21 protein-coding genes are annotated in these 22,932 nt (G+C 70.7%); 12 read left to right on the top strand and 9 right to left on the bottom strand.

Annotated features, from left to right (window positions below):
* The first annotated feature begins 41 nt into the window (after positions 1–41).
* From gatA to gatB, 3 genes are all read left to right on the top strand, one after another.
* Positions 42–1,535: an Asp-tRNA(Asn)/Glu-tRNA(Gln) amidotransferase subunit GatA gene (gene gatA, locus F6X53_RS06935; protein ID WP_150998717.1), complete on the top strand. Its 1,494-nt coding sequence runs from the start codon at positions 42–44 to the stop codon at positions 1,533–1,535.
* The gene (locus F6X53_RS06930) at positions 1,532–1,831 is read left to right on the top strand and encodes a hypothetical protein (protein WP_150998714.1); all 300 of its coding nucleotides are present in this window, start codon (positions 1,532–1,534) and stop codon (positions 1,829–1,831) included. The genes gatA and F6X53_RS06930 overlap by 4 nt, the downstream gene beginning before the upstream one ends.
* A gap of 166 nt (positions 1,832–1,997) precedes the next feature.
* Positions 1,998–3,470, top strand: a complete 1,473-nt coding sequence (gene gatB / locus F6X53_RS06925; protein WP_150998711.1) for an Asp-tRNA(Asn)/Glu-tRNA(Gln) amidotransferase subunit GatB — start codon at positions 1,998–2,000, stop codon at positions 3,468–3,470.
* 531 nt (positions 3,471–4,001) lie between these two features.
* Here the strand turns inward: gatB and F6X53_RS06920 are convergent.
* From F6X53_RS06920 to F6X53_RS06900, 5 genes are all read right to left on the bottom strand, one after another.
* Positions 4,002–5,126 (bottom strand): efflux RND transporter periplasmic adaptor subunit, encoded by a 1,125-nt coding sequence (locus F6X53_RS06920; protein ID WP_373875905.1) that lies wholly within the window; start codon positions 5,124–5,126, stop codon positions 4,002–4,004.
* The gene (locus F6X53_RS06915) at positions 5,126–5,320 is read right to left on the bottom strand and encodes a DUF1656 domain-containing protein (RefSeq protein WP_150998708.1); all 195 of its coding nucleotides are present in this window, start codon (positions 5,318–5,320) and stop codon (positions 5,126–5,128) included. Before F6X53_RS06915 ends, F6X53_RS06920 begins: the two co-directional genes overlap by 1 nt.
* A gap of 4 nt (positions 5,321–5,324) precedes the next feature.
* On the bottom strand, positions 5,325–7,388 hold the full coding sequence (locus F6X53_RS06910; RefSeq protein WP_150998705.1) for an FUSC family protein: 2,064 nt from the start codon (positions 7,386–7,388) through the stop codon (positions 5,325–5,327).
* A gap of 7 nt (positions 7,389–7,395) precedes the next feature.
* Positions 7,396–7,821: a DUF4345 domain-containing protein gene (locus F6X53_RS06905; protein WP_150998702.1), complete on the bottom strand. Its 426-nt coding sequence runs from the start codon at positions 7,819–7,821 to the stop codon at positions 7,396–7,398.
* 73 nt (positions 7,822–7,894) lie between these two features.
* Complete coding sequence (locus F6X53_RS06900; RefSeq protein WP_150998698.1) at positions 7,895–8,176, bottom strand: hypothetical protein; 282 nt, start codon at positions 8,174–8,176, stop codon at positions 7,895–7,897.
* Positions 8,177–8,438: 262 nt separating this feature from the next.
* Here F6X53_RS06900 and F6X53_RS06895 point away from each other — a divergent pair, with 262 nt between their 5' ends.
* Entirely contained in the window at positions 8,439–9,074 is a 636-nt protein-coding gene (locus tag F6X53_RS06895; RefSeq protein WP_150998694.1) for a glutathione S-transferase N-terminal domain-containing protein, read from the top strand.
* A 46-nt stretch (positions 9,075–9,120) separates the two neighbouring features.
* On the opposite strand, the gene F6X53_RS06890 is transcribed toward F6X53_RS06895, so the two are convergent.
* Positions 9,121–9,621 carry a DUF2147 domain-containing protein gene (locus tag F6X53_RS06890; RefSeq protein ID WP_150998691.1) on the bottom strand — a complete coding sequence of 167 codons (501 nt, stop codon included), beginning with the start codon at positions 9,619–9,621 and terminating at the stop codon, positions 9,121–9,123.
* 311 nt (positions 9,622–9,932) lie between these two features.
* On the opposite strand from F6X53_RS06890, the gene ndk reads away from it, so the two are divergent.
* Positions 9,933–10,355: a nucleoside-diphosphate kinase gene (gene ndk / locus F6X53_RS06885; protein WP_150998688.1), complete on the top strand. Its 423-nt coding sequence runs from the start codon at positions 9,933–9,935 to the stop codon at positions 10,353–10,355.
* 191 nt (positions 10,356–10,546) lie between these two features.
* Positions 10,547–10,912, top strand: a complete 366-nt coding sequence (locus tag F6X53_RS06880) for a hypothetical protein (RefSeq protein ID WP_150998687.1) — start codon at positions 10,547–10,549, stop codon at positions 10,910–10,912.
* Between the two features lie 39 nt (positions 10,913–10,951).
* On the opposite strand, the gene purN is transcribed toward F6X53_RS06880, so the two are convergent.
* Positions 10,952–11,608, bottom strand: coding sequence for a phosphoribosylglycinamide formyltransferase (gene purN, locus F6X53_RS06875; protein WP_150998685.1), 657 nt, complete (start codon positions 11,606–11,608; stop codon positions 10,952–10,954).
* On the bottom strand, positions 11,608–12,675 hold the full coding sequence (gene purM / locus F6X53_RS06870) for a phosphoribosylformylglycinamidine cyclo-ligase (protein ID WP_150998682.1): 1,068 nt from the start codon (positions 12,673–12,675) through the stop codon (positions 11,608–11,610). The genes purN and purM overlap by 1 nt, the downstream gene beginning before the upstream one ends.
* 318 nt (positions 12,676–12,993) lie before the next feature.
* On the opposite strand from purM, the gene F6X53_RS06865 reads away from it, so the two are divergent.
* From F6X53_RS06865 to ppx, 5 genes are all read left to right on the top strand, one after another.
* Complete coding sequence (locus tag F6X53_RS06865; protein WP_150998679.1) at positions 12,994–13,539, top strand: CDP-alcohol phosphatidyltransferase family protein; 546 nt, start codon at positions 12,994–12,996, stop codon at positions 13,537–13,539.
* A gap of 72 nt (positions 13,540–13,611) precedes the next feature.
* Complete coding sequence (locus F6X53_RS06860; protein ID WP_150998676.1) at positions 13,612–14,703, top strand: AI-2E family transporter; 1,092 nt, start codon at positions 13,612–13,614, stop codon at positions 14,701–14,703.
* A gap of 88 nt (positions 14,704–14,791) precedes the next feature.
* Positions 14,792–15,523 (top strand): P-loop NTPase family protein, encoded by a 732-nt coding sequence (locus F6X53_RS06855; RefSeq protein ID WP_150998674.1) that lies wholly within the window; start codon positions 14,792–14,794, stop codon positions 15,521–15,523.
* Positions 15,524–15,603: 80 nt separating this feature from the next.
* Positions 15,604–18,117 carry an RNA degradosome polyphosphate kinase gene (locus tag F6X53_RS06850; RefSeq protein ID WP_244965533.1) on the top strand — a complete coding sequence of 838 codons (2,514 nt, stop codon included), beginning with the start codon at positions 15,604–15,606 and terminating at the stop codon, positions 18,115–18,117.
* A 133-nt stretch (positions 18,118–18,250) separates the two neighbouring features.
* A complete protein-coding gene (gene ppx / locus F6X53_RS06845) occupies positions 18,251–19,792 on the top strand; it encodes an exopolyphosphatase (protein WP_150998671.1) in 1,542 nt (513 codons plus the stop codon).
* A gap of 98 nt (positions 19,793–19,890) precedes the next feature.
* Here the strand turns inward: ppx and F6X53_RS06840 are convergent, their stop codons facing one another.
* Complete coding sequence (locus tag F6X53_RS06840; protein WP_150998669.1) at positions 19,891–22,224, bottom strand: NADP-dependent malic enzyme; 2,334 nt, start codon at positions 22,222–22,224, stop codon at positions 19,891–19,893.
* An 81-nt stretch (positions 22,225–22,305) separates the two neighbouring features.
* Between F6X53_RS06840 and F6X53_RS06835 the strand changes: the two genes are divergently transcribed.
* Positions 22,306–22,914, top strand: coding sequence for a CatB-related O-acetyltransferase (locus tag F6X53_RS06835; protein ID WP_150998855.1), 609 nt, complete (start codon positions 22,306–22,308; stop codon positions 22,912–22,914).
* Positions 22,915–22,932 lie beyond the last annotated feature (18 nt).

Here is a 22,932-nt window from a genome sequence, read left to right as displayed (position 1 = left end):
AGGCCCGCCGCGTGGCGGCAGGGCGGCTGAGGACGAACAGCGTGACCGAACTCAACGAACTCACCCTCGCCGAGGCGCGCGACGGCCTGAAGGCCAAGACCTTCTCGGCCCGCGAGCTGACGCAGGCGCACATCACCGCCGTCGAGAAGGCGCGGGCGCTCAACGCCTACCTCCTGGAGACGCCCGAGCGCGCCCTGGCGATGGCAGAGGTCTCCGACGCCAAGATCGCGCGCGGCGAGGGGCGCCCCCTCGAGGGCCTGCCGCTCGGCATCAAGGACCTGTTCTGCACCCACGGCGTCGTCACCACCGCGGGCTCCAAGATCCTCGAGGGCTTCGAGCCGCATTACGAATCGGCCGTCACCCACAATCTCTGGCGCGACGGCGCCGTGATGCTGGGCAAGCTCAACCTCGACGAGTTCGCCATGGGCTCCTCGAACGAGACCAGCGCCTACGGCAACGTGATCTCGCCCTGGCGCCGCCGGGAGAACGGGGCGTTGTCGGAAACCCCGATCGTCCCGGGCGGCTCGTCCGGCGGCTCGGCGGCGGCGGTCGCCGCCCGCCTCTGCCTCGGCGCCACCGCCACCGACACCGGCGGCTCGATCCGCCAGCCCGCCGCCTTCACGGGCACGGTCGGCATCAAGCCGACCTACGGGCGCTGCTCGCGCTGGGGCACGGTGGCCTTCGCCTCCTCCCTCGACCAGGCCGGCCCGATCGCCCGCACGGTGCGCGACTGCGCCATCCTGCTCGGCTCCATGGCGGGGCCAGATGCGCGCGACACCACCTGCGCCGACCTGCCCGTCCCGGATTTCGAGGCGGCCGTCTCGCGGGGCGTGAAGGGCCTGACCATCGGGATCCCGAAGGAGTACCGGGTCGAGGGCATGCCGGCCGAGATCCAGAAGCTCTGGGACGAGGGCGCCAGGTGGCTGGAGGCCGCGGGCGCCCGGATTGTCGAGATCTCGCTGCCGCACACGCGCTACGCGCTGCCGGCCTACTACATCGTGGCGCCGGCCGAGGCCTCCTCGAACCTCGCCCGCTACGACGGCGTGCGCTACGGCCTGCGGGTGCCCGGCAAGGACATCGCCGGCATGTACGAGAACACCCGCGCGGCAGGCTTCGGCCGCGAGGTGAAGCGTCGCATCATGATCGGCACCTACGTGCTCTCGGCGGGCTATTACGACGCCTATTACGTGCGGGCCCAGAAGATCCGAACCCTGATCAAGCGCGACTTCGAGCAGGCCTACGCGGCGGGCGTCGACGCGATCCTGACGCCCGCGACCCCGTCCTCCGCTTTCGGCATCGGCGAGAAGGCGAGCGCGGACCCGGTGGAGATGTACCTCAACGACGTCTTCACCGTGACGGTGAACATGGCGGGCCTGCCCGGCATCGCCGTGCCGGCCGGCCTCGACGCGCAGGGTCTGCCGCTCGGCCTGCAGCTCATCGGCCGGCCCTTCGACGAGGAGACCCTGTTCGCCACCGCGCAGGTGATCGAGGAGGCCGCCGGGCGCACGAAGCTGCCCGGGGCCTGGTGGGCGTGAGCGTCCCCTATTATCCCTGGACGGTCTGGATCTGGGCCGCCTTCGACCCGATCCTGATCCTGGTCTCGGTCTATCTGGGATGGACCGCGAGCCAGTTCGGCAAGGTGGTGATCGCGGCCATCATCGGCTTCGCCGTCGCGGTCCTGGCCTCCTGGGCCCTGAGCAGCCTCGGGCTGCCCTGGCCGGCCCCGATCGGGCACGACCTGCCGACCTTCTTTCCCGTCCGCGCGGTGGGGGCGCTCCTGTGGGCCATCGCGGGCTTCACGGCCCGGCGGCTGATCAGGCCGCACGCTTGACCGGCGGGGCGGCCGCCCCGTAACTGGCGGATCAGAGGCTCGGCCGCTCCCATCCGGGGTCCCGGATGCGTTGCGGGGCGAGGCGAAGCGGCCGGACCGGTCCGCGACGCCATTTCAGATCCAGACCCGCCAGATCCAGACCCGCCAGATTCAAGCCCGGACGACCATGAACGCACCCGTGAACCCGAAGAAGCTGATCAAGGGCGGCCTTCACGATTGGGAGGTCGTGATCGGCATGGAGATCCACGCCCAGGTCACCAGCCGCTCCAAGCTGTTCTCGGGCGCCTCCACGGCCTTCGGGGCGGAGCCGAACGACAACGTCTCCCTGGTCGACGCGGCGATGCCCGGCATGCTGCCCGTCATCAACGAGGAATGCGTCGCCCAGGCCGTCCGCACCGGCCTCGGCCTCAAGGCCAAGATCAACCTGCGCTCGGTGTTCGACCGCAAGAACTACTTCTACCCGGATCTGCCGCAGGGCTACCAGATCAGCCAGTACAAGGACCCGATCGTCGGCGAGGGCGAGGTGCTGGTGGACCTGCCCGATGGCGAGTCGATCACAGTGGGGATCGAGCGCCTGCACCTCGAGCAGGATGCCGGCAAGTCGCTGCACGACCAGAATCCCACCCAGAGCTTCGTCGACCTCAATCGCTCGGGCGTCGCCCTGATGGAGATCGTCTCGCGGCCCGACCTGCGCTCGTCGGAGGAGGCGCGCGCCTACGTGACCAAGCTGCGCACGATCCTACGCTATCTCGGCACCTGCGACGGCGACATGGAGAAGGGCTCGCTGCGCGCCGACGTGAACGTCTCGGTGCGCAAGCCCGGCGATCCGCTCGGCACCCGCTGCGAGATCAAGAACGTCAACTCGATCCGCTTCATCGGGCAGGCGATCGAGACCGAGGCGCGCCGGCAGATCGCGATCATCGAGGATGGCGGCACCATCGACCAGGAGACGCGCCTGTTCGACCCGGGCAAGGGCGAGACCCGCTCGATGCGCTCGAAGGAAGAGGCGCATGATTACCGCTACTTCCCCGACCCGGACCTGCTGCCCCTCGAATTCGACCAGGCCTATGTGGACCGCCTCGCCGAGGGCCTGCCGGAATTGCCCGATGCCAAGAAGGCGCGCTTCGTCTCCGCCTTCGGGCTCTCGGCCTACGATGCGGGCGTGCTCGTGGCCGAGCGCGCCTCCGCCGATTACTACGAGGCGGTGGCCCGCGGGCGCGACGGCAAGGCCGCGGCGAACTGGGTGATCAACGAGCTCTTCGGCCGCCTCAACAAGGAGGGCAAGGGAATCGAGGAGACGCCCGTCTCCGCCGATCAGCTCGGGGAGGTCGTCGACCTCATCGGCGAGGGCGTGATCTCGGGCAAGATCGCCAAGGACCTGTTCGAGATCGTCTGGACCGAGGGCGGCAGCCCGCGCGAGATCGTCGAGACGCGCGGGATGAAGCAGGTCACGGATACGGGAGCCATCGAGGCTGCGGTGGACGAGATCATCGCCAAGAACCCCGACAAGGTGGCGCAGGCGAAGGAGAAGCCGACGCTGCTCGGCTGGTTCGTCGGCCAGACCATGAAGGCCACGGGGGGCAAGGCCAATCCGGCCGCCGTCAATGCCCTGCTCAAGGCGAAACTCGGGATCGCGTAAGCCGCGGCCGCGCAAGCTAAAAGCCCCGGCTCGCGCATGCGAGGGGGCGGACAGGTTCCCGGCCTGAGATTCGACGGAAGCCTCAGGGCTCCGCCGCGATCCGCGGCGGAAGCGGCTGAAATGGGGCCTGTCGCGTGTTCGAAGTCGTGCCGTGCTGGCCGCTTCTGCGCCCCTGGAGCCGCCTCCGTCCGGTTGTTCGCGTGCTACCCGCTGGGTCTTGGGCCGAACCGGTCCCTAGACCCTGGTCGCGGCATCCTGCTGAGGTGGAGTCATGCCTGTCTCCTGCAGCTTTGCACAGGTCCGCAGACGCGCGCATGTATCGTCTCGGAGCCCCATGCGCTTCGTGAAATCCAGTTCCTACGAAGCACATGCGTAGCCTGCGAGCGTATTCGTACGACGTCAAGACTGAAAATGCAGTGAAGCTTGCATCGATTGCGCCGGCCGGTTGCTTTTCGCGGCGCACCTCTGTGTTTCCAGGCATTTGCGCGAATTTTATTGCGATGCCAAATTTTCTCCGAGGTTCGGCCCGGCTCACTGGGTCGGCGGCGGCGCGGAGGCGCCGGTGAAGCGCCGGCGCATCGCCATGAGCCAATCCTGGAAATGCGCGCCCCGCTCGCCCACCGACACCGTGCAGGTCATGCCGGCCACCAGCGTGATGCCCGCCGGCACCTCATCGATGCGGATGCGCACGGGCACGCGCTGGGCGAGGCGCACCCAGGTATAGATCGGGTCGACGGCGGGCAGCCCCTGCGTGCTCGGGGCGGCATTCGGGGTGCTGATGCCGAGGGTGATGCTCTCGACCGTGCCGCGGATCAGCGGATCGAACCCGATCAGCGCCACCTCGGCCGTGTCGCCCACCCGGATGTGGGACATTTTGGTCTCCTCGAAATAGCCGTCGATCCAGAAGGAATCCGTGTCGATCACCGCGATGTTGACGCTGCCCCTGGTGGCGTAGTCGCCGTTGCGCAGGAGCAGGTTGGTGACGCGGCCGTTGACCGGGGAACGGACCTCCGTGCGCTCGAGGTTGATCTTGGCCTGGGCGAGCTGCGCCTTGGCACTCTCCAGCGCCGCCTCGGCGATCTTGGCGGTGCCGAGGAATTGCTGCTTCTCCTCGACGGAGGTGGAGAGGGTCGTCAGCGCCTCGCGCCGGGCGGCCTGCGTGCGCTTCACGTCGAGATCGGCCTCGCGGTTCTTCAGCTCCGCCTCCGCCGAGGCGATCGAGACCTCGAAGTCGAACGGATCGATCTTGTAGAGGACGTCGCCCCTGCGCACCGTCTGATTGTCGGTGACGCGCAGCGCGACGATCTGGCCCGAGACCTGGGGCGCGACGCTCGCCACCTGCACCCGAACCCGCCCGTCACGGGTCCAGGGCGCGGTCACGTAGTAGCTCCAGACGAAGGTCGCGGCGACGACCGCGCAGGCCAGGATCACGAAGGTGGCGAGGAGCCGGAGGATGCGGGCCGCCCGCAGGCGCCGACGCCCGGGCAGCATCGGCGGATCAGCGAGATCCGCCTTCGCCAGGGCCGCCGGTTTGGCGGGCGGGACCGGCTTGGCGGGCGGGGCCGTGTCGGCGTCGGGCCCCGTCGGCGGCGTCCGGCCGCTCTCGCGCGCGGCGTTCGGAGCCGTCTGGCGGCTGTCGATCTTGGCGTCGGACATCAGAGGAAGGCCACCAGGAGGGCGAGGATGCAGACATAGATCCCCGCCTCGGCGAGCGGCGGGTTCGCGACGTAGCGGCTGAACCGGATCCGGGCGAAGCCGAAGCGCAGGACGATCATGATCAGGAACGCAATCCCCGCGTAGGCGACGAAGGGCGAGAACAGGACACCGCCGATATCGAGTTCGTGGCGCATCGACTCACAGGCTCGGGATCTGGAGGCGGTGCAGGAAGCGCCGGTGTCTGTCCATCACGCGCCAGGCCGCGACCAGATCGCTCGCCGCGCGCGCGCAGCGCAAGGTCGTGTCCGAGTCCGCACCGCGTGCCGCCGCCAGAAGGGCGCGGGTCGCGTCGGGGATCGCCGAGGCCGGGCCCGCGGCCAGGACCGCGCGGGCGCGCACGGAGGATTCGCGCAGGTCCGGGACCGACCACAGGTCCCGCAACTGCGCGTGGGCCCGGGCCGCGGCGGCCTCGAGATGCGCGATCGCGAAGGCGAGGCCGAGGCGGCGCCGCCGCACCGGCTCGGGCCCGGTATTCCACTGCGCGTACTGGGCCACCCGGTCGCTGTTGAGGCTGGTGCGGGTGGTGGCGTCGCCGCCCTCGCCCAGGAGGGCCTCCCGCACGTCCCAGTGGGCCGAATCGAACGCGAAGGCGCGAGCCTGCTCCGGCGAGACCGGCAGCACGAAGCGGACGGTGAGCGACAGGATCACGGCCGCGACCACGACCAGGAGCCCATTCTGCAGGAAGGTCTGCAAATTGTAGATCTGCGGGTTCGAGGGCGCGAGCAGGACGGGGAAGAACACCAGCAGGATGAAGCCGAGCCCGAAGGTCGGCGGGTTCAGGCTAAGGAAACAGGCCAGCATGATGGTCGGCGCCATCGCGATGGCGAGCAGCGGGAAGCCCTGCCCGCCCGCCAGCACGATGAACAGGACGAATCCGGCGCTCAGCGTGGCGAGGCTCATGCCGATCAGCACGCCGTTGGCGAATTTCCGCGGGTCCGGATTGAGCGCGGAGAGCGCGCCGGTGGCGGCCACCTGCACGAGAGCGAAGGACGTGGCGGGCCAGCCGGCGGCGATGAAGAACCCGCAGCTGAGCCCGAAGGCGAGGGCGATCCGCAGGGCCGCCCGCAGGGCCACCGGGAAGTCGCGATGCGTCGGCAGCGCGACGTCGCGCAGCGGCCGGTGCCCCTCCGAGACGGCCGCGAGCCCATCCTGCGCGTAGGTGAGGGCGATGACGAGGTCGAGGGCGCGCTGCAGCGCCACCACCTCGCCGAGATCGGGCGCGTCCCGCCGCACGGCGCCGAGCAGCAGGTCGCGCAGGCGGGCATGGGCTGCGGACAGGTCGGCGCTGCCGGGGCCGGGGCCATCCTCCGCGGTGAGGCGCTCGCAGAGCGCGCGGGCCTCCGCCACCGCCGGGCTCGGCCGCTCCAGGCGCTCCACGGCCAGCGCGAAGGTGCGGCCGGCCGCCGCGAGCGCGTAGAGGGCCGCCACGGCGCTGCGGGCGCCCGCCGCCCGCTGGGGCCCGTCATCGAGCTCCCCGGCGATCGCGCTGGCATCCGCCCGCATCGGCGCGATCCGGCGGATCTGGGCGAGCGCCCGCTCCGGTCCGGGATCGCCCCGGGTGATGCAGTCGCGCGCGAACGCCTTGGTGGAGGTCAGAACCTCGATCAGCGTGGCGCGGAGCGAGCGCCACGTGCTCGGGGAGGCCAGCGCGTCGTTGATGAAGGTGATCGCCACGATGCCGAGCGCGATGGCGGCGACCCGCGAGACCGTCGATTCGAAGGCGGCCTGCGGCGTGTCGATATTGGCGATGGCGATGATCGCCACCGTGTAGCCGGACAGCATGGCCCCGTAGGCCCGCGTGTCCTGAAGGAAGTTCGCCACGAAGACGCAGAGGCTCAGCCAGGTCGTGAAGCTCACGAGGAGCAGCACCCGGTCCTGCCCGAAGGCCGCGATCAGCAGGATCGCCACCGCACCGCCGAGCAGCGTGCCGAGGAAGCGATAGAGCGCCTTGGAGAGGGCCTGACCGCGCTTCGGCTGCGCCAGGATCGCCACGCAGACGGCCGCGGAGGAGGCGCTCTCGAGCTGGAGCCAGAACGCCGCGTAGAGCGCCAGCATCATGGCGAGCCAGATGCGGAGGGCGAAGGCCCAGGCGGCGGGCCTCGGCACGACGGCCTCGATCCGGTCGAGCCAGCGATCGAGGCGGGCAGGGGAGCCGGGCCCCGGGACCGGATTCGGGACGGGCGCTGCGGCGGCCTCGCTCATCGGAGCCTCACGCGTCCCGCGCGGAGAGCGCGGGTCCGGTCCCCGAACGCGCGCGGGCGGCGACGCGCGCCTGCCACAGGCAGAGCAGCGGCGTCAGGCCGAGCTCGACGCCCAGCGCCCCCAGCATGGTCAGGGAGGGCAGGCCCGTGAGGTAGAGCCCGAGGAGCCGCGCCAGCCCGCCGAGCGCCACCACCAGGGTGAGGAAGCGGAACAGCCGCGTCTTGCCCTCGATGCCCGGCACGCAGAACCAGAACAGGATGCCGATGCCGGTGAGAAGCCCCGAGAGGTAGCGGAAATGGCTGTCGGTCGAGACGTTCTCGACGCCCCCGGCGATGCCGTTGACCCCGAACAGAACCCCGTACAATCCGGCCGCCACCGGAATGCAGGCGGCGGCCGCCACCACGCGCTGAAGCAACCGCCGCTCGTCGATCATCCGCCGCAGGCTCCTGCGTATCCCGGCCGGGAGAACTCGCGGAAGCGCCGATCGGTTCGCGCAGGCGGCCCGGTCAGGCCTTCTGCTCCTTCAGGCGCTTCACGCATTTGCTGAAATATTGCGGCCATTTCGGTCCCTGGGAGGCCTTCTCGGTGGCCGAGAGGCCGCGCCACTGGGCGCCGCACTTCTTCTGCCGCTCGCGGGCGGCGGACTGGCCGATCGTGGGCTCCTTGGCGGCCGGGGCCGTCGCGGCTGCGGCCGGTGCCGCCGGTTTGGCGGCAGGCTCCTTCGCGGAAGCCGGCTGGGCGAGGAGGAGGGGCGCCGCGAGGGCGGCGAGGAGGAGGCGGTGAAGCATTGGGACCCCGAGGATCGGCACGAACCCGCGAGCATGGCGGTATCCGGTCCGCATCACAGCGGCAAGCCGAGGGCGGGGCAAGGACCCGCGCCCGCTCTCCACCGCTTCCAGGGCGGCGATCTCGCGATCGTGACGCGCGCGCCGGGGTCGCTTGAGCCGCGGGGGCAATCCGGGCTAGCTGCGCGACACACGCTTGCGCGCCGCCCGCGGCATGCGAGACAGTCGAGACAGGTCTTTGGGACACATCCGGCAGGAGCGCGAGATGGCCGCCGCCACGGGCAAACCGATCGACGTCCACACCTGGAGCACGCCGAACGGCTGGAAGATCCCGATCATGATGGAGGAATGCGGCCTGCCCTACCGGGTGGTGCCGGTGAATATCGGCCGCGGCGACCAGATGGCGCCGGATTTCCTGGCGATCTCGCCCAACAACAAGATCCCGGCGATCGTGGATCACGACGGGCCCGGCGGCGAGCCGATCGCGATCTTCGAATCCGGCGCGATCCTGCAATATCTCGGGCGCAAGACGGGCCGCTTCTACCCGGCCGACGAGCGGGCCCGGGTCGCGGTGGACCAGTGGCTGTTCTGGCAGGTGGCCGGGTTCGGGCCGATGCTCGGCCAGGCCCATCATTTCAGGATCTACGCGCAGGAGAAGATCCCCTACGCCATCGAGCGCTTCTCGACCGAATCCCACCGCCTCTACGGCGTCCTCGACAAGCGCCTCGCCGACCGGGACTATCTCGCGGGCGAGTACTCCATCGCCGACATGGCGACGGTGACCTGGGCCAAGTTCCACCAGAAGCAGGGCGTCGATGTCGGCACCCTGCCCAACGTCAAGCGCTGGCTCGACGCGGTGCTGGCCCGCCCCGGCGTGCAGCGCGGGCTCGGCGCCGTCTGAGAGCGCCCGCCCGCACCCGTTGCTTGGGGGGCAGGCGGGCCGCGCCCTAGTGAGCGGGGACCGGCTTGGCGGCGGGTGCCTCGGGGGCGCTGATCGCGGCCTGCTGGTTCACGTCCGGCACCTTGGTCCAGGTCTGCGAGCCGCACAGCACCTTCAGGACACAGCCCGAGACGTTGAGCTCCGAGCTGCTCTCGCGCTCGATGCTGACCTGATAGATCTTGCCTTCCTCGATGTTGTAGATCTCGCCCGAGAACTTGCTCTCGTCCGGCTTGAGGCTGTCGATGAGCTGCAGGCCGAGGACCGGGCGGGAGCGCTTCTTCGGATCGGGATTCTTCACGTCGGTGCGCGGCGCGCCGCTCTCCGTCGTCGGAATCTTGAGCCACACCACCTTGCCGCAGACCTGCGCCTGGCCGGCGCCGCAGCGGTCGATCCGGATCTTGGCCCGGCCATCCTCGGTGAGCCAGGTCCCGGACGGATCCTTCGCGGTGTCGGCCGCGGCGGCGGAGAGGCCGGCGAGGAGGAGGGCGGATGTCAGGGCGATACGCATATCCTGGTCTCCAGGGCTGTCGCCTGCTTGGCAGGCGTGTCGCCTGCCAAGCAGGCGTTGCGGGGAGCGGGCGAACCCGGTTCGAGCTGCCGCCGGGCGGTGTCCGTCGCGGGCCGGCGCCGAGCGGGTAGGGGTCGTTCCCTGCAACTAACGGTCGCTTTCAGGCGATTTTTCGGCAGTGTTGCGCCGGCGCCATGATTGCGGGGCTTCGGCCTCGGGTTGAGGGGCGGGACCGCGCCCGCTATAAGCCCGGCGCCGAAGCGCGCTCGCGCGCTTCGGCGAACGTTTTCAAAAGACAACCCGGACGCATCATGGCCACCGAGCGCACCTTCTCCATCCTGAAGCCCGACGCGACGAAGCGGAACCTCACCGGCGCGGTGAACGCCGTGATCGAGAAGGCGGGCCTGCGCATCGTCGGTCAGCGCCGCATCCAGATGAGCCAGGCTCAGGCCGAGACCTTCTACGCGATCCACAAGGAGCGCCCCTTCTTCGGCGAGCTCGTCACCTTCATGACCTCCGGCCCCGTGGTAGTGCAGGTGCTCGAGGGCGAGAACGCGGTGGCCAAGTACCGCGAGGTGATGGGCGCCACGAACCCGGCCCAGGCCGCCGAGGGCACCATCCGCAAGACCTTCTCGGAATCGGTCGGCGAGAACACGGTCCACGGCTCGGACAGCGTCGAGAACGCCAAGATCGAGATCGCCCAGTTCTTCCAGGACGGCGACATCGTCGGCTGACGAACCCCGATCCGGACCGGCGGTCGCCCGTTTCCGGTGACCGCCGGACCACACCCCACCCCAACTCCGGTGTTCCGCGATGGCGCGGCCACGATTGGGGCCCGGTGTGGCAGGGCCGCCCTTGACGGCGGGGGCGCCCGGGGAGTCCAACGGCGAAGGTTTCTTGAGCCTGCCAACGGACCCATCGCTTCATGACGACCCGCCGCCTCTCCACGCTGATCGCCGCCGGCCTCATCGCCCTCGGCGCCACCGCCGCCCTCGCGGGCGGCTCCTCGGCGCCCTTCGAGCAGTACCAGCCCGACCCGGCACTCCGCACCGCCCCGAAGGCCAATCTCGAGGGCCGCGTGCGCCACGCCTGCGCGGTCGTCCAGGCCCGCCTGACCAACGCCCCGGAAGCCTCCCTGGAGCGTCCCTGCGGCTGCTACGCGCGGCAGACCCTGCGCAACCTCGACGAATCCGAGATCGAGGCCTACCGCACCACGGGCTACTTCAACGATTCGGCCCGCGCCAAGGCGCTCTCGGCCCTCGACAGCTGCAAGCTGCAGCGCCCGGTCTGATCCCCGCGCGCCGGAGGGCCCCGGCCCTCCGGTTGCATCCTACAGGCTGAGCAGCGCCCCGTCGGCCGGTGCGGCATCGCCCGCGAACAGCACCCGATCGCCTTCGAGACGGGCCCGTCCGCCCGCCACCAGCGCCAGGGCCGCCGGGTAGAGCCTGTGCTCCTGCACGATGACCCGGGCCGCGAGGCTGTCCGGGTCGTCGCCGGACCGCACCGGCACCGCCGCCTGCGCCACGATCGGGCCGGCATCGAGTTCCGGCACCACGTAATGCACCGTGCAGCCATGCAGCCGCACGCCCGCATCGAGGGCCTGCCTGTGGGTGTGCGTGCCCCGGAACAGCGGCAGCAGCGAGGGGTGGATGTTCAGCATCCGCCCGGCCCAGGCCTCGACGAAGCCCGGCGTGAAGATCCGCATGAAGCCCGCAAGGCAGACGAGGTCGATATCCTCGGCCGTGAGCGCGGCGTGGAGCGCGGCGTCGAACTGCGCCCGGTCGGCGAAGGAGGTGTGGTCGATGGCGCGGGCCGGAATGCCCTCGGCGCGCGCATGCGCCAGGCCGCCGGCCGCCGGCCGGTTGGCCAGCACGAGAACGATCTCGGCCGGGAAATCGGGCGCCTTCGCGGCCTCGATCAGCGACACCATGTTTGAGCCGCGACCCGAGATCAGGATCGCCACGCGGGTCTTGCGCGAACCCGCCATCAGAGCGCGAGGCTGCCCGTGAAGGTGACGGGCTCGGGCCCGCGCTCGGTGATGCGCCCGAGCCGGACGGGCGCCTCGCCGGCCTGCGCCAGCGCCGCCTCCACCGCCTCGGCCTTGTCGGGGGCACTGACCACGACCATGCCGATGCCGCAATTGAAGGTGCGCAGCATCTCGGCCTCGGCGACGCCGCCCTCGCGCGCGAGCCAGCCGAAGACCGGCGGGGGCCGCACCGCGTCGAGATCGATCGAGATGCCGACGCCGTCCGGCAGCACGCGCGGAAGGTTGTCGGGAAAGCCCCCGCCCGTGATGTGGGCGAGCGCCTTGATCCCGTCATTGACCTTCAGGGCCGCCAGGAGCGGCTTCACGTAGATCCGGGTCGGCTCGAGCAGCGCCTCGCCGAGGGAGCGCCCCGGCCAGAAGGGCGCGGGCGCGTCCCAGCCGAGCCCGGTCCTCTCGACGATCCGGCGCACCAGCGAGAAGCCGTTCGAGTGGACCCCCGAGGAGGCGAGGCCGAGCACGACGTCGCCCGGGGCGATGCCGTCGCGCGGCAGCAGCGTGCCCCGCTCGGCCGCGCCGACCGAGAATCCGGCGAGATCGTAATCCTGCCCGTCATAGAGGCCCGGCATCTCGGCGGTCTCGCCGCCGATCAGGGCGCAGCCGGCCTGGCGGCAGCCCGCCGCGATGCCCCGCACGATGTCGGCGCCGACGCCGGGCACGAGCTTGGCGGTCGCGAAATAATCGAGGAAGAACAGGGGCTCGGCGCCCTGCACGATGATGTCGTTCACGCACATCGCCACGAGGTCGATGCCGATCGTGTCGTGGCGCCCGGTCTCTATGGCGATCTTCACCTTGGTGCCGACGCCGTCATTGGCCGCCACCAGAATCGGATCCCGGAAACCCGCGGCCTTCAGGTCGAACAGGCCGCCGAAGCCGCCGATCTCGGCATCCGCCCCCGGCCGGCGCGTCGCCCGCACCAGCGGCTTGATCGTCTCCACCATGGCGTTGCCGGCGTCGATGTCGACGCCTGCTCCCGCGTAGGTCATGCCCTCGTTGCGCTCGGCCGTCATGCCCGCTGTCCTCGTCGCTCGCTGCCGCGACCTCGCGGTTCCTCTATAGGCTCGCGCCCGCGAGGGCGAGTCGCGCCCTCACATCGCTTCGCCGGCCCGACGAGATCCGATCCCCTGGGTCGCCCCGCACAAGGGTGCTCGACGACGCGCTGCGGTCTTCCGCCGCCCGTGCGATCCGGGCGCGGGCGGCAGCACATGCCATTTTCCCCGCGAGGCGGTGCTGATTTCCCGGGCCGATGCCATCATGCTGGTTCGCGGCGGCCCGGGGGCACCGACGATGTCCGGATCCCGGAGACGAGGCCGACCGCATAGGCGTCCATGACCATCCCGAACCTCATCACCATCGGGCGGATCATCCTGGTGCCCGTCATCATCGCGCTGATCGGGCAGGGCGCGTGGGGGCTCGCCTTCGCGGGATTCGTGGTGGCGGGCCTGTCGGACGCGCTCGATGGGTTCATCGCCAAACGGTTCGCCATGCGCAGCGAACTCGGCGCCATCCTGGATCCCCTCGCCGACAAGGCGCTCCTCGTCTCGGTCTACGTCGCCCTCGCGCTGCAGGGCGCGATCCCGGGCTGGCTCGCCATCGCGGTGGTGGCGCGGGACGCCATGGTGATCGCCGCCATCCTGGTGGCGTGGCTGATGGGCCGCCCCCTGGCGATTCGGCCGCTCGCCCTCGGCAAGCTCAATACCGGCGTGCAGATCGCCTTCGCGGCGCTCGCGCTCGGAGGCCGGGCGGCGGGGCTGAGCCTCGGCGGCTTCGAGGCGGCCGCCGCGGTGGGGGTCGCCGCGCTCACGGTCCTGACGGCGGCGCTTTACCTGAGGGTCTGGCTGCAGCACATGGGGTCGGGGCCGGCGCGGCCTTGATCGGGGGCTGGATCGCTCCCGGCCTGCGCGCCGGCCGGGACGAGGGCCGGACGGCCCGGAGAGGATCTTGGGATGCGGGCCAGGGCGGTGATCGGGTTGACGGCGCTCGCGGTGCTGATCCTCCTCCTCTACATGCTGCGCGACGTGCTGCTCCCCTTCGTGGCCGGCATCGCGCTCGCCTACCTGCTCGATCCCCTGGCCGACCGGCTCGAGCGCCTCGGCCTCGGGCGGCTCGCCGCGAGCCTCCTGATCCTCGCCCTGTTCGTCGTCGCCCTCGTGGTGACGCTGCTGATCGTGGTGCCGCTCGCGGCCAACCAGGTCGCGGCCCTGATCACGAGCCTGCCCGCCATGGTGTCGCGGCTCCAGGGCATCCTGGCCGAGCGGGCGGGGCCGCTGCTCCAGAAGGTCGGCGGTGCCGACGTGCTCAGCGAGCTGCAATCCTCCGTCGGCACCCTCGCGGCGCAGGGGGGCGCCTGGCTCCTGGCCTTCCTCAAGTCGATCTGGTCGGGGAGCCAGGCGCTGATCTCCATCGCCTCGCTCCTCGTGGTAACCCCGGTCGTCGCCTTCTACATCCTCCTCGACTGGGACCGGATGATGGGCAAGATCGACGGCTGGGTCCCGCCGCGGCAGCGGGCGACGGTGCGGCGCCTCGGCCGCGAGATCGACGCCGCCATCACGGGCTTCGTGCGCGGGCAGACCCTGGTCTGCGTGATCCTCGGCACCTTCTACGCCGTCGGCCTCTGGCTGGTCGGGCTGAATTTCGGCGTCCTGATCGGCCTGATCGCGGGCTTCCTCACCTTCATTCCGTATGTCGGCACGCTCACGGGTTTCCTGCTCTCGGTGGGGGTGGCCCTGGTGCAGTTCTGGCCAGGCTCCGACTGGCTGCATCTCGGCCTCACCATCGGGGTCTTCCTCGTCGGGCAGTTCCTCGAGGGCAACATCATCTCGCCCAAGCTCGTCGGCGATTCCGTCGGCCTGCATCCGGTCTGGCTGATGTTCGCGCTCCTCGCCTTCGGCTCCCTGTTCGGGTTCCTCGGCCTGCTCCTGGCGGTGCCGGTGGCGGCCTCGATCGGCGTGATCGTGCGCTTCGTCCTGCGGCGCTACCTGCAGAGCGAGCTCTACCATGCCGACGAGCCGGTGCTGCTCCCGCGCCGCGAGCCGTGAGCGCGGCAGGGGATTGCGGCATTCCGGAACGCCGGCGCGGAACGGCGCCCTTGAACCCGCCCGCCGCGAGGCCCAGACTGAGAGCCGCATGCGCGAGAACGCTCCCCCCAAACAGCTCGCCTTCGACCTGCCTCTCGATCCGCGCTTCGGCCGCGAGGACTTTCTGGTCGGCCCGGCAAACGAGGCGGCCTACGGCCTGATCGAGTCCTGGCCCGACTGGCCCGACACGGTGCTGGTGCTCACCGGGCCGCCGGGCAGCGGCAAGAGCCATCTCGCCTCGATCTGGGCGACGCGCGCCCATGCCTGGACGGTCTCCGCCGCCGAGATCGCCGGGAGCGACGTCACGCACCTGATCTCGAACGGCGCCCTCGTGATCGAGGATATCGACAGGGCCGGGAACCGGGACGAAGCGGCGCTGTTCCACCTGCTCAACCTCGCCCGCGAGCGCCGCTGCCCCGTGCTGCTGACCAGCGCCCAGGGTGTCGACGCTCTCGGCCTCGCCACGCCGGACCTGCGCTCGCGCCTGCGCCTCGCGCCGGGCGCCGCGATCCTGCCGCCCGACGACGCCCTGTTGCGGGCGGTGATCGTCAAGCTCTTCGTGGATCGCCAGCTGGTGGTGGATCTCAGCGTGGTCGAGGCGCTGGCGCTTCGCATCGACCGCTCGCTCGCCCGCGCCCGCGAGGTGGTGGCCGAGCTCGACCGGGACGCCCTCGGGCGCGGCCGGCGCATCACCCGCCCGCTCGCCCTGGCGGTGCTGCAGCGGCTCGGCCTGACGGAGCCGGATGACGAGGAGGCCCCGGACGACGCCGCCCGCAATTGAGGGCGGCGTCGTCACCGAACTGTCAAATTAACCGAGGCTCCCCATGCTAGGGGAGCCCACCCTGAGGATCGCGAGGAGGAATGGCGTTGCCGGAGATGGAGCCGAACGCGTACGCACGGGAGCAGGAGGCGCGCGAGGCCGAGGCGGTCTCCGACGCGCCTGCCGGAATGCCGGACTCCCCGGCGCGCCCGGCCGCCAAGCGCGTCCCCGCCCCGACCTCCGCCGCCCCGACCTCCGCCGCCCAGGCTTCCGGGGCCCCGACATCCAGCGCCCGCCGGGTGCCCGCGAGCGCCCGCAGCGCGCGGCCGGCGCCGAAGCCCGCGCCCTCCGCCCCGAACCGCGATGAGGCCGGCGGGGATGATTGGCCCGCGAGCTCGGACCTCGCCGAGGGGCGGCTTGAGCCTGCGGCCGAGGCGGGAGCCGACAACGCCGCCCGCGAGCCGGTCCTGGAGGCGGGCCGCAGCCTGCGCCACTCGCCCGAGCGCTTCGTCAACCGAGAGCTGTCCTGGCTGCAATTCAACCGCCGGGTGCTGGAGGAGGCCTCGAATGCCGGGCATCCCCTGCTGGAGCAGCTGCGCTTCCTCTCGATCTCGGCCAACAACCTCGACGAGTTCTTCATGGTGCGCGTCGCCGGCCTGCACGACCAGGTCCGGGCCGGCCTGACGCTGCCCTCGCAGGACGGCCTGACGCCCTCCGAGCAGCTCGCCCGCATCGGCCACGAGGTCTCGCGCCTCGCCCAGGACCAGCAGCTGCGCTGGCGCGAGTTGAAGACCCTCCTGCACGGCGTCGACATCGACTTCGTCGATCCGGGCGAGATCCTGCCCGAGCACGGCGCCTGGCTGGAGGATTACTTCCTCAGCCACGTTTTCCCGGTCCTGACCCCGCTCGCCATCGATCCGGCCCACCCGTTCCCGTTCATCCCGAATCTCGGCACCACCATCGCGCTGATGCTGGTGCGGCCCCGGGACGGGCGGGTGCTGCGCGCGCTGATCCGCCTGCCCGCCGTTCTCGACCGCTTCGTGCGCCTGCCCGATCTTCCGAACGACCCGGTCGCCCGCTTCATCGCGATCGAGCAGGTGATCGTGATGTTCACCGGCCGGCTCTTCCCCGGCTACCTCGTGCGGGGGCAGGGCGCCTTCCGGGTCGTCCGCGATTCGGACCTCGAGATCGAGGAGGAGGCGGAGGACCTCGTCCTGCATTTCGAGACCGCCCTGAAGCAGCGCCGCCGCGGCATCGTCATCCGTCTCGAGGTCGAGGCCGGGATGCCGGAGGATCTGCGCGCCTTCGTCACCGACGAGCTTGAGATTTCCAACGACGCCGTGTTCCTGGTCGAGGGCGTGCTGGCCCTCAACGAGCTCTCCCAGATCGTCGGGATCGACAGGCCGGACCTCAAGTTCAAGCCCTACAATCCGCGCTTCCCCGAGCGTATCCGCGAGAGCGGCGGCGACGTCTTCGCGGCGATCCGCCAGAAGGACTTCATCGTCCACCACCCCTACGAATCCTTCGATTCGGTGGTGCAGTTCCTGGCCCAGGCCGCCCGCGACCCCAACGTCGTGGCGATCAAGCAGACGCTCTACCGCACCTCCTCGAACTCCCCGATCGTGGCGGCGCTGGCGGAGGCCGCGGAGGCCGGCAAGTCCGTCACGGCCCTCGTCGAGCTGAAGGCCCGCTTCGACGAGGAGGCCAATATCCGCTGGGCGCGCAACCTCGAGAAGGCGGGCGCGCAGGTGGTGTTCGGCTTCGTCGAGCTGAAGACCCACGCCAAGCTCTCGATGGTGGTGCGCCGCGAGGGTGACCGGCTCGTCACCTACTGCCATGTCGGCACCGGCAACTACCACCCGATCACGGCGCGCATCTACACCGACCAGTCCTTCTTCACCGCCGACCCCGCCATCGCCCGGGACGTCAGCCGGATCTTCAACTTCATCACCGGCTACGCCGAACCCGCCGAGCTCGAGCGGATGGCGGTGTCCCCCCTGACCCTGAAGCCCCGCCTCCTCGAACACATCGAGGCGGAGATCGCGCATGCCAAGGCGGGGCGCCCGGCGGCGATCTGGATCAAGTGCAACTCCCTCGTCGACCAGCAGATCATCGATGCGCTCTACGACGCCTCCTGCGCCGGGGTGCAGATCGATTGTGTGGTGCGCGGCATCTGCTGCCTGCGCCCCGGCATCCCGGGCCTGTCCGAGACCATCCGGGTCAAGTCGATCGTCGGCCGCTTCCTGGAGCACGGGCGCATCTACGCCTTCGGCAACGGCGTCGGGCTGCCACACCCGAAGGCCACCGTCTACATCTCGTCGGCCGACCTGATGCAGCGCAACCTCGACCGCCGGGTGGAGGCGCTCCTGCCGATCACGAACCCGACTGTGCATCAGCAGGTTCTCGACCAGATCATGCTGGCGAACCTCCTCGACAACCGCCAAAGCTGGCGTGTACTGGCATCGGGCGCGAGCGAGCGCATCCAGCCGGCAGATGGCGAGGAGCCGTTCAACGCGCACAAGTACTTCATGACGAACCCGAGCCTCTCCGGGCGCGGCAAGTCGTCGAAGAAATCGAGCCCCCGCGCGCTCAGTCGCCGAGCGCAGCGCGCCTGATCCCGCCGCCGAAGGCCCGCCGACGATCCGGGCGGGCGACGGGGCGGGCGGGCCATCCGGGGCACCCGAGCGAAGCCGAGCCCGGGCGATCCTGAGGGACCGCGCCGGGCTGCGTAACGAGGGAAACCGTGCCTTGGGGCCGCAACGCGCCAACCTGACGCTCGCCCATTCCGCCGACCCCGATCCCCGCGAGGCGTCGATGCCCGTCGCCATCATCGATATCGGCTCGAACTCGGTGCGCCTCGTCGCCTATGACGGGCTGTCCCGCGCGCCGACGCCCCTCTACAACGAGAAAGTGCTGTGCGGCCTCGGTCGCAATGTGCTCACCACCGGCCGTCTCAACGAGGAGGCGGTGCGGCGGGCGCTCGCCGCGCTGGCGCGTTTCCGGGTGCTCTGCCAGACCATGCGCGTCTCGCGGCTCTTCGTCCTCGCCACCGCGGCGGCGCGCGACGCCGAGAACGGCCCCGCCTTCCTGGCCGCCGCCGAGGCGGCCTGCGGCCAGCCGATCGAGTTGCTCTCGGGCCGGCGCGAGGCCGAGCTCTCCGCGCTCGGCGTCGTCTCGGGCTTCCACGCGCCGGACGGGGTGGTGGGCGACCTCGGCGGCGGCTCCCTCGAACTCGTCGACGTGCGCGGGGCCGTGGTGGGGCAGGGGGTGACGATGCCGCTCGGCGGCCTTGCCCTGCAGGACCTCTCGGGCGGCTCCCTGAAGAAGGCCACCAAGCTCGTGCGCGAGCACCTGAAGAAGGCGGCACCCCAGCTCGAGACCCTGCGGGGGCGCAGCTTCTACGCCGTCGGCGGCACCTGGCGGGCGCTCGCGCGCCTGCATCAGGCCGCCCGCGGCTATCCCGTCCACGTCATGCACGGCTACAGCGTCGAGCCCTCGGACGAGCTGAACTTCCTCGAAGTGGTCGAGCAGGTCGACACCGCGCTCCTGCAGGATGTCGAGACCATCTCGGAGGCGCGTCGCCCGCTCCTGGCCTACGGGGCGGCCGTGCTGGAGGAGATCATCCGGGTCGGGCGGCCGCGCGAGGTCGCGATCTCGGCGAGCGGCGTGCGCGAGGGCCTCCTCTACGAGCAGCTCGACCGCGAGACCCGTGCCCTCGACCCGCTCCTCGCCGCGGCGTCCGAGCTGAACGTGCTGCGGGCCCGCGCGCCCCGCCACGCCGACGAGCTGCTCGTCTGGACGGACCGCTTCGTCGCGACCCTCGACGGGCCCGAGACCGCCGATGAACGCCGCCTGCGCCACGCGGCCTGCTTCCTGTCGGATATCGGCTGGCGGGCGCATCCCGATTATCGGGGCGAGCAGAGCATCAACATCATCACGAACGCCGCCTTCGTGGGCGTCGACCATCCGGGCCGCGCCTATCTCGCGCTGGCGGTGTATTTCCGGCACGAGGGCGTGGCGCCCGAGAAGGCGAGCCCGATGCTGCGGGCGCTGGCCGGGCCGCGCCTGTTCGAGCGGGCGCGGCTGATCGGCGGGCTCCTGCGCGTCGCCTTCCCGACCACCGCCGGGATGAGCGGGGCGCTGGAGCGCATGCCGCTCACCGTCGAGGACGGCAAGATCGTGCTGCGCCTCGCCCCCGAATGGGCCGCGCTCGCGGGCGACCGCCTGCTCAACCGCGTCCGCGGCCTCGGCCGGATCATCGGGCTCGACGGGCGCGTCGAGATCGGCTGAGGCCGCAGAACACCTCGCGCGCTCCTTGACCGGAACAGCAAGGCCCCCGGATCGGGTGATCCGGGGGCCTTGCTCGCGCGGTCCTGCGCGGCCGCGACCTATTCGGAGATCATGCCGAGACCCGGCTCGGCCCCGTCCGCCACCACGGCCAAACCGCTCGACTGGGCCTCGACCACGGCCGCCGTCGTGATGTTCACGATGCCGCGGGCGGTCACCGAGGGCGTCAGGATATGGGCGGGCTTGGCCGGGCCGATCAGGAGCGGTCCGACCGGGAGGGCGTCCGCCAGCACCTTGGCGAACTGGAAGGCGATGTTGGCCGCGTCGAGATTGGGGAAGATCATGACGTTGGCCGCGCCCTTGAGGCGCGAGCCGGGCAGCACCCGGTCGCGGACGAGTTCGGAGAGGGCGGAATCGGCCTGCATCTCGCCGTCCACCTGAAGGTTCGGCGCGCGCTTCTCGATGAGGCTGAGCGCGTGGCGCATCTTGCGCGCCGAGGCGGAATCCGATTGCCCGAAATCCGAGTGGCTGAGGAGGGCGATCTTCGGGGTCAGGCCGAAGCGGGTGACGTGGCCGGCGCAGGCGACCGCGACCTCGGCGATCTCCTCCGCGGTCGGGTCGTGGCGAACATGGGTGTCGGCGAGGAAGAAGGCGCCCTTCTTCGTCACGATCAGGCTCATGGCGGCACATTCGGTGATGCCGGGATTGAGGCCGATGATGTCCCGGATCGCCCGCAGCCGCGTCTCGAAACGTCCCTCCAGGCCGCAGATCAGCGCATCCGCCTCGCCGCGATGGACCGCGATGGCGCCGATCACCGTGGTGTTGGTGCGCACCACCGTCCGGGCGGCGTCCGGCGTGATGCCGCGGCGCCCGGCGATGTCGAGATAGGTCTGGACGTATTTGCGGTAGCGCGGATCGTCCTCGGGATCGATCAGCTCGAAATCATCGCCCTGGCGGATCGAGAGGCCGAAGCGCTTGATCCGGGTCTCGATCACCCGCGGGCGGCCGACGAGGATCGGCTTGGCGACCCCGTCCTCCACGATGGCCTGGACTGCGCGCAGCACCCGCTCGTCCTCGCCCTCGGCGTAGATGACCCGCTTCGGGTTCTCCTTCGCCTTGGAGAAGAGCGGCTTCATGATGAAGCCGGAGCGGTGCACGAACCGGTCGAGGGATTCGGCGTAGGCCTGGATGTTCTCGAGGGGCCGGCCGGCGACGCCGGAATCCATCGCGGCCTTCGCGACCGCCGGGGCGATGCGCAGGATCAGGCGCGGATCGAAGGGGCTCGGGATCAGCGAGCGCGGGCCGAAGGGCCGCGCCTCGCCCCCATAGGCGCGGGCCACAACGTCGGAGGGCGTCTCGCGGGCGAGCGCCGCGATCGCCTTGACGGCGGCCTTCTTCATCTCCTCGTTGATGCCGGTCGCCCCGACATCGAGGGCGCCCCGAAAGATGTAGGGGAAGCACAGGACGTTGTTGACCTGGTTCGGGAAATCCGAGCGCCCGGTGCAGATCATGGCGTCGGGGCGCTTCTCCTGCGCCAGATCCGGCATGATCTCCGGATAGGGGTTGGCGAGCGCCATGATGAGCGGCTTGTCCGCCATCTTCTCGAGGTATTCGGGCTTGAGCACGCCGCCCGCCGAGAGGCCGATGAAGACATCGGCCCCCGGGATCACGTCCGCGAGGGTGCGGGCCTCGGTCTCCTGGGCGTAGATGTCCTTCCAGCGGTCCATCAGCTCGGTGCGGCCCTTGTAGACCACGCCCTTGATGTCCGTGACGACGATCTTCGCCCGGTCGGCGCCGAGCGAGACCAGGAGGTTGAGGCAGGCGAGCGCCGCCGCGCCCGCCCCCGAGGTGACGATGCGGACATCCGCGAGCGCCTTCCCGGCGAGTTCCAGGCCGTTGAGGACGGCGGCGGCGACGATGATGGCGGTGCCGTGCTGGTCGTCGTGGAAGACCGGGATGTTCATCTTGGCCCGGCAGCGCTCCTCGACCTCGAAGCACTCGGGCGCCTTGATGTCCTCGAGGTTGATGCCCCCGAAGGTCGGCTCCAGCGAGCAGACCACGTCCACGAGCCTGTCGACGTCGGTCTCGGCGACCTCGATGTCGAACACGTCGATGCCGGCGAATTTCTTGAACAGGACCGCCTTGCCCTCCATCACGGGCTTGGAGGCGAGGGGGCCGATATCGCCGAGACCGAGCACGGCGGTGCCGTTGGTGAGCACGGCGACGAGGTTCTGGCGGATCGTGAGGGTGGCGGCTTCCTGGGGATCCTCGTGGATCGCCATGCAGGCGGCGGCCACGCCCGGCGAGTAGGCCAGCGCCAGGTCGCGCTGGTTGCCGAGCGGCTTCGTCGCCTGGATCTCCAGCTTTCCGGGTCGGGGGAGGCGGTGGTAGACGAGCGCCCCGGACTTGAGATCCTCGGACATGTTGTCGGCCATGGCCCTCTCTCCCTCCAACGAACGCGTTCTCGCGGCGGCGCGGTCCCGTCCCATGCCAGGACGGTTCCCTTGAAGGCTCTGTTGCACCGCTTGCGGAACGGGCGCAACCCGCACAACGAGACCCGCCTTCACCTGGCCAAGCTCGCCCGCCGCCACGGTTTCCTCATCGGAGCCTATTCTTACGGCCGCCCCAAGGTGCGATTCCCGGAATCCGGCCGTACGCTGACGATCGGCAGTTATTGTTCCATCGCCGACAAGGTGGAGATTCTGCTGGGCGGCGATCACCGCCTCGACTGGGTCTCCACGTACCCGTTCGCGGCGATGCAGGGCCTCTGGCCGGACGCCGAGGCCCCGGCCGACTATCACGCCTCCCGGGGCGACGTGACGATCGGCAGCGACGTCTGGCTGGGCTCGGGCTGCATGATCCTGTCGGGGGTCACGGTGGGGCACGGCGCGGTCGTCGCCGCTCGCGCAGTCGTGACCCAGGACGTCGCGCCCTACACGATCGTGGCCGGCAATCCGGCGCGCCCGGTGCGGCAGCGCTTCGACCCGGACATCGTGGCGGCCCTCCTGGCGAGCGCCTGGTGGGACCGGCCGCACGCGGAGGTGACGCGCCTGGTGCCGCTCCTCCAGAGCGGGCGCGTCGACGCGCTGGTCGCCGCCCTGTGCGGCGTTGCGAAGGCCGGCTGAATCCCGTACCGCACCCGA

This window comes from Methylobacterium soli, assembly GCF_008806385.1.
In the GTDB taxonomy this organism is placed as follows: domain Bacteria; phylum Pseudomonadota; class Alphaproteobacteria; order Rhizobiales; family Beijerinckiaceae; genus Methylobacterium; species Methylobacterium soli.
This window is presented reverse-complemented; position numbering and strand designations above follow the sequence as displayed.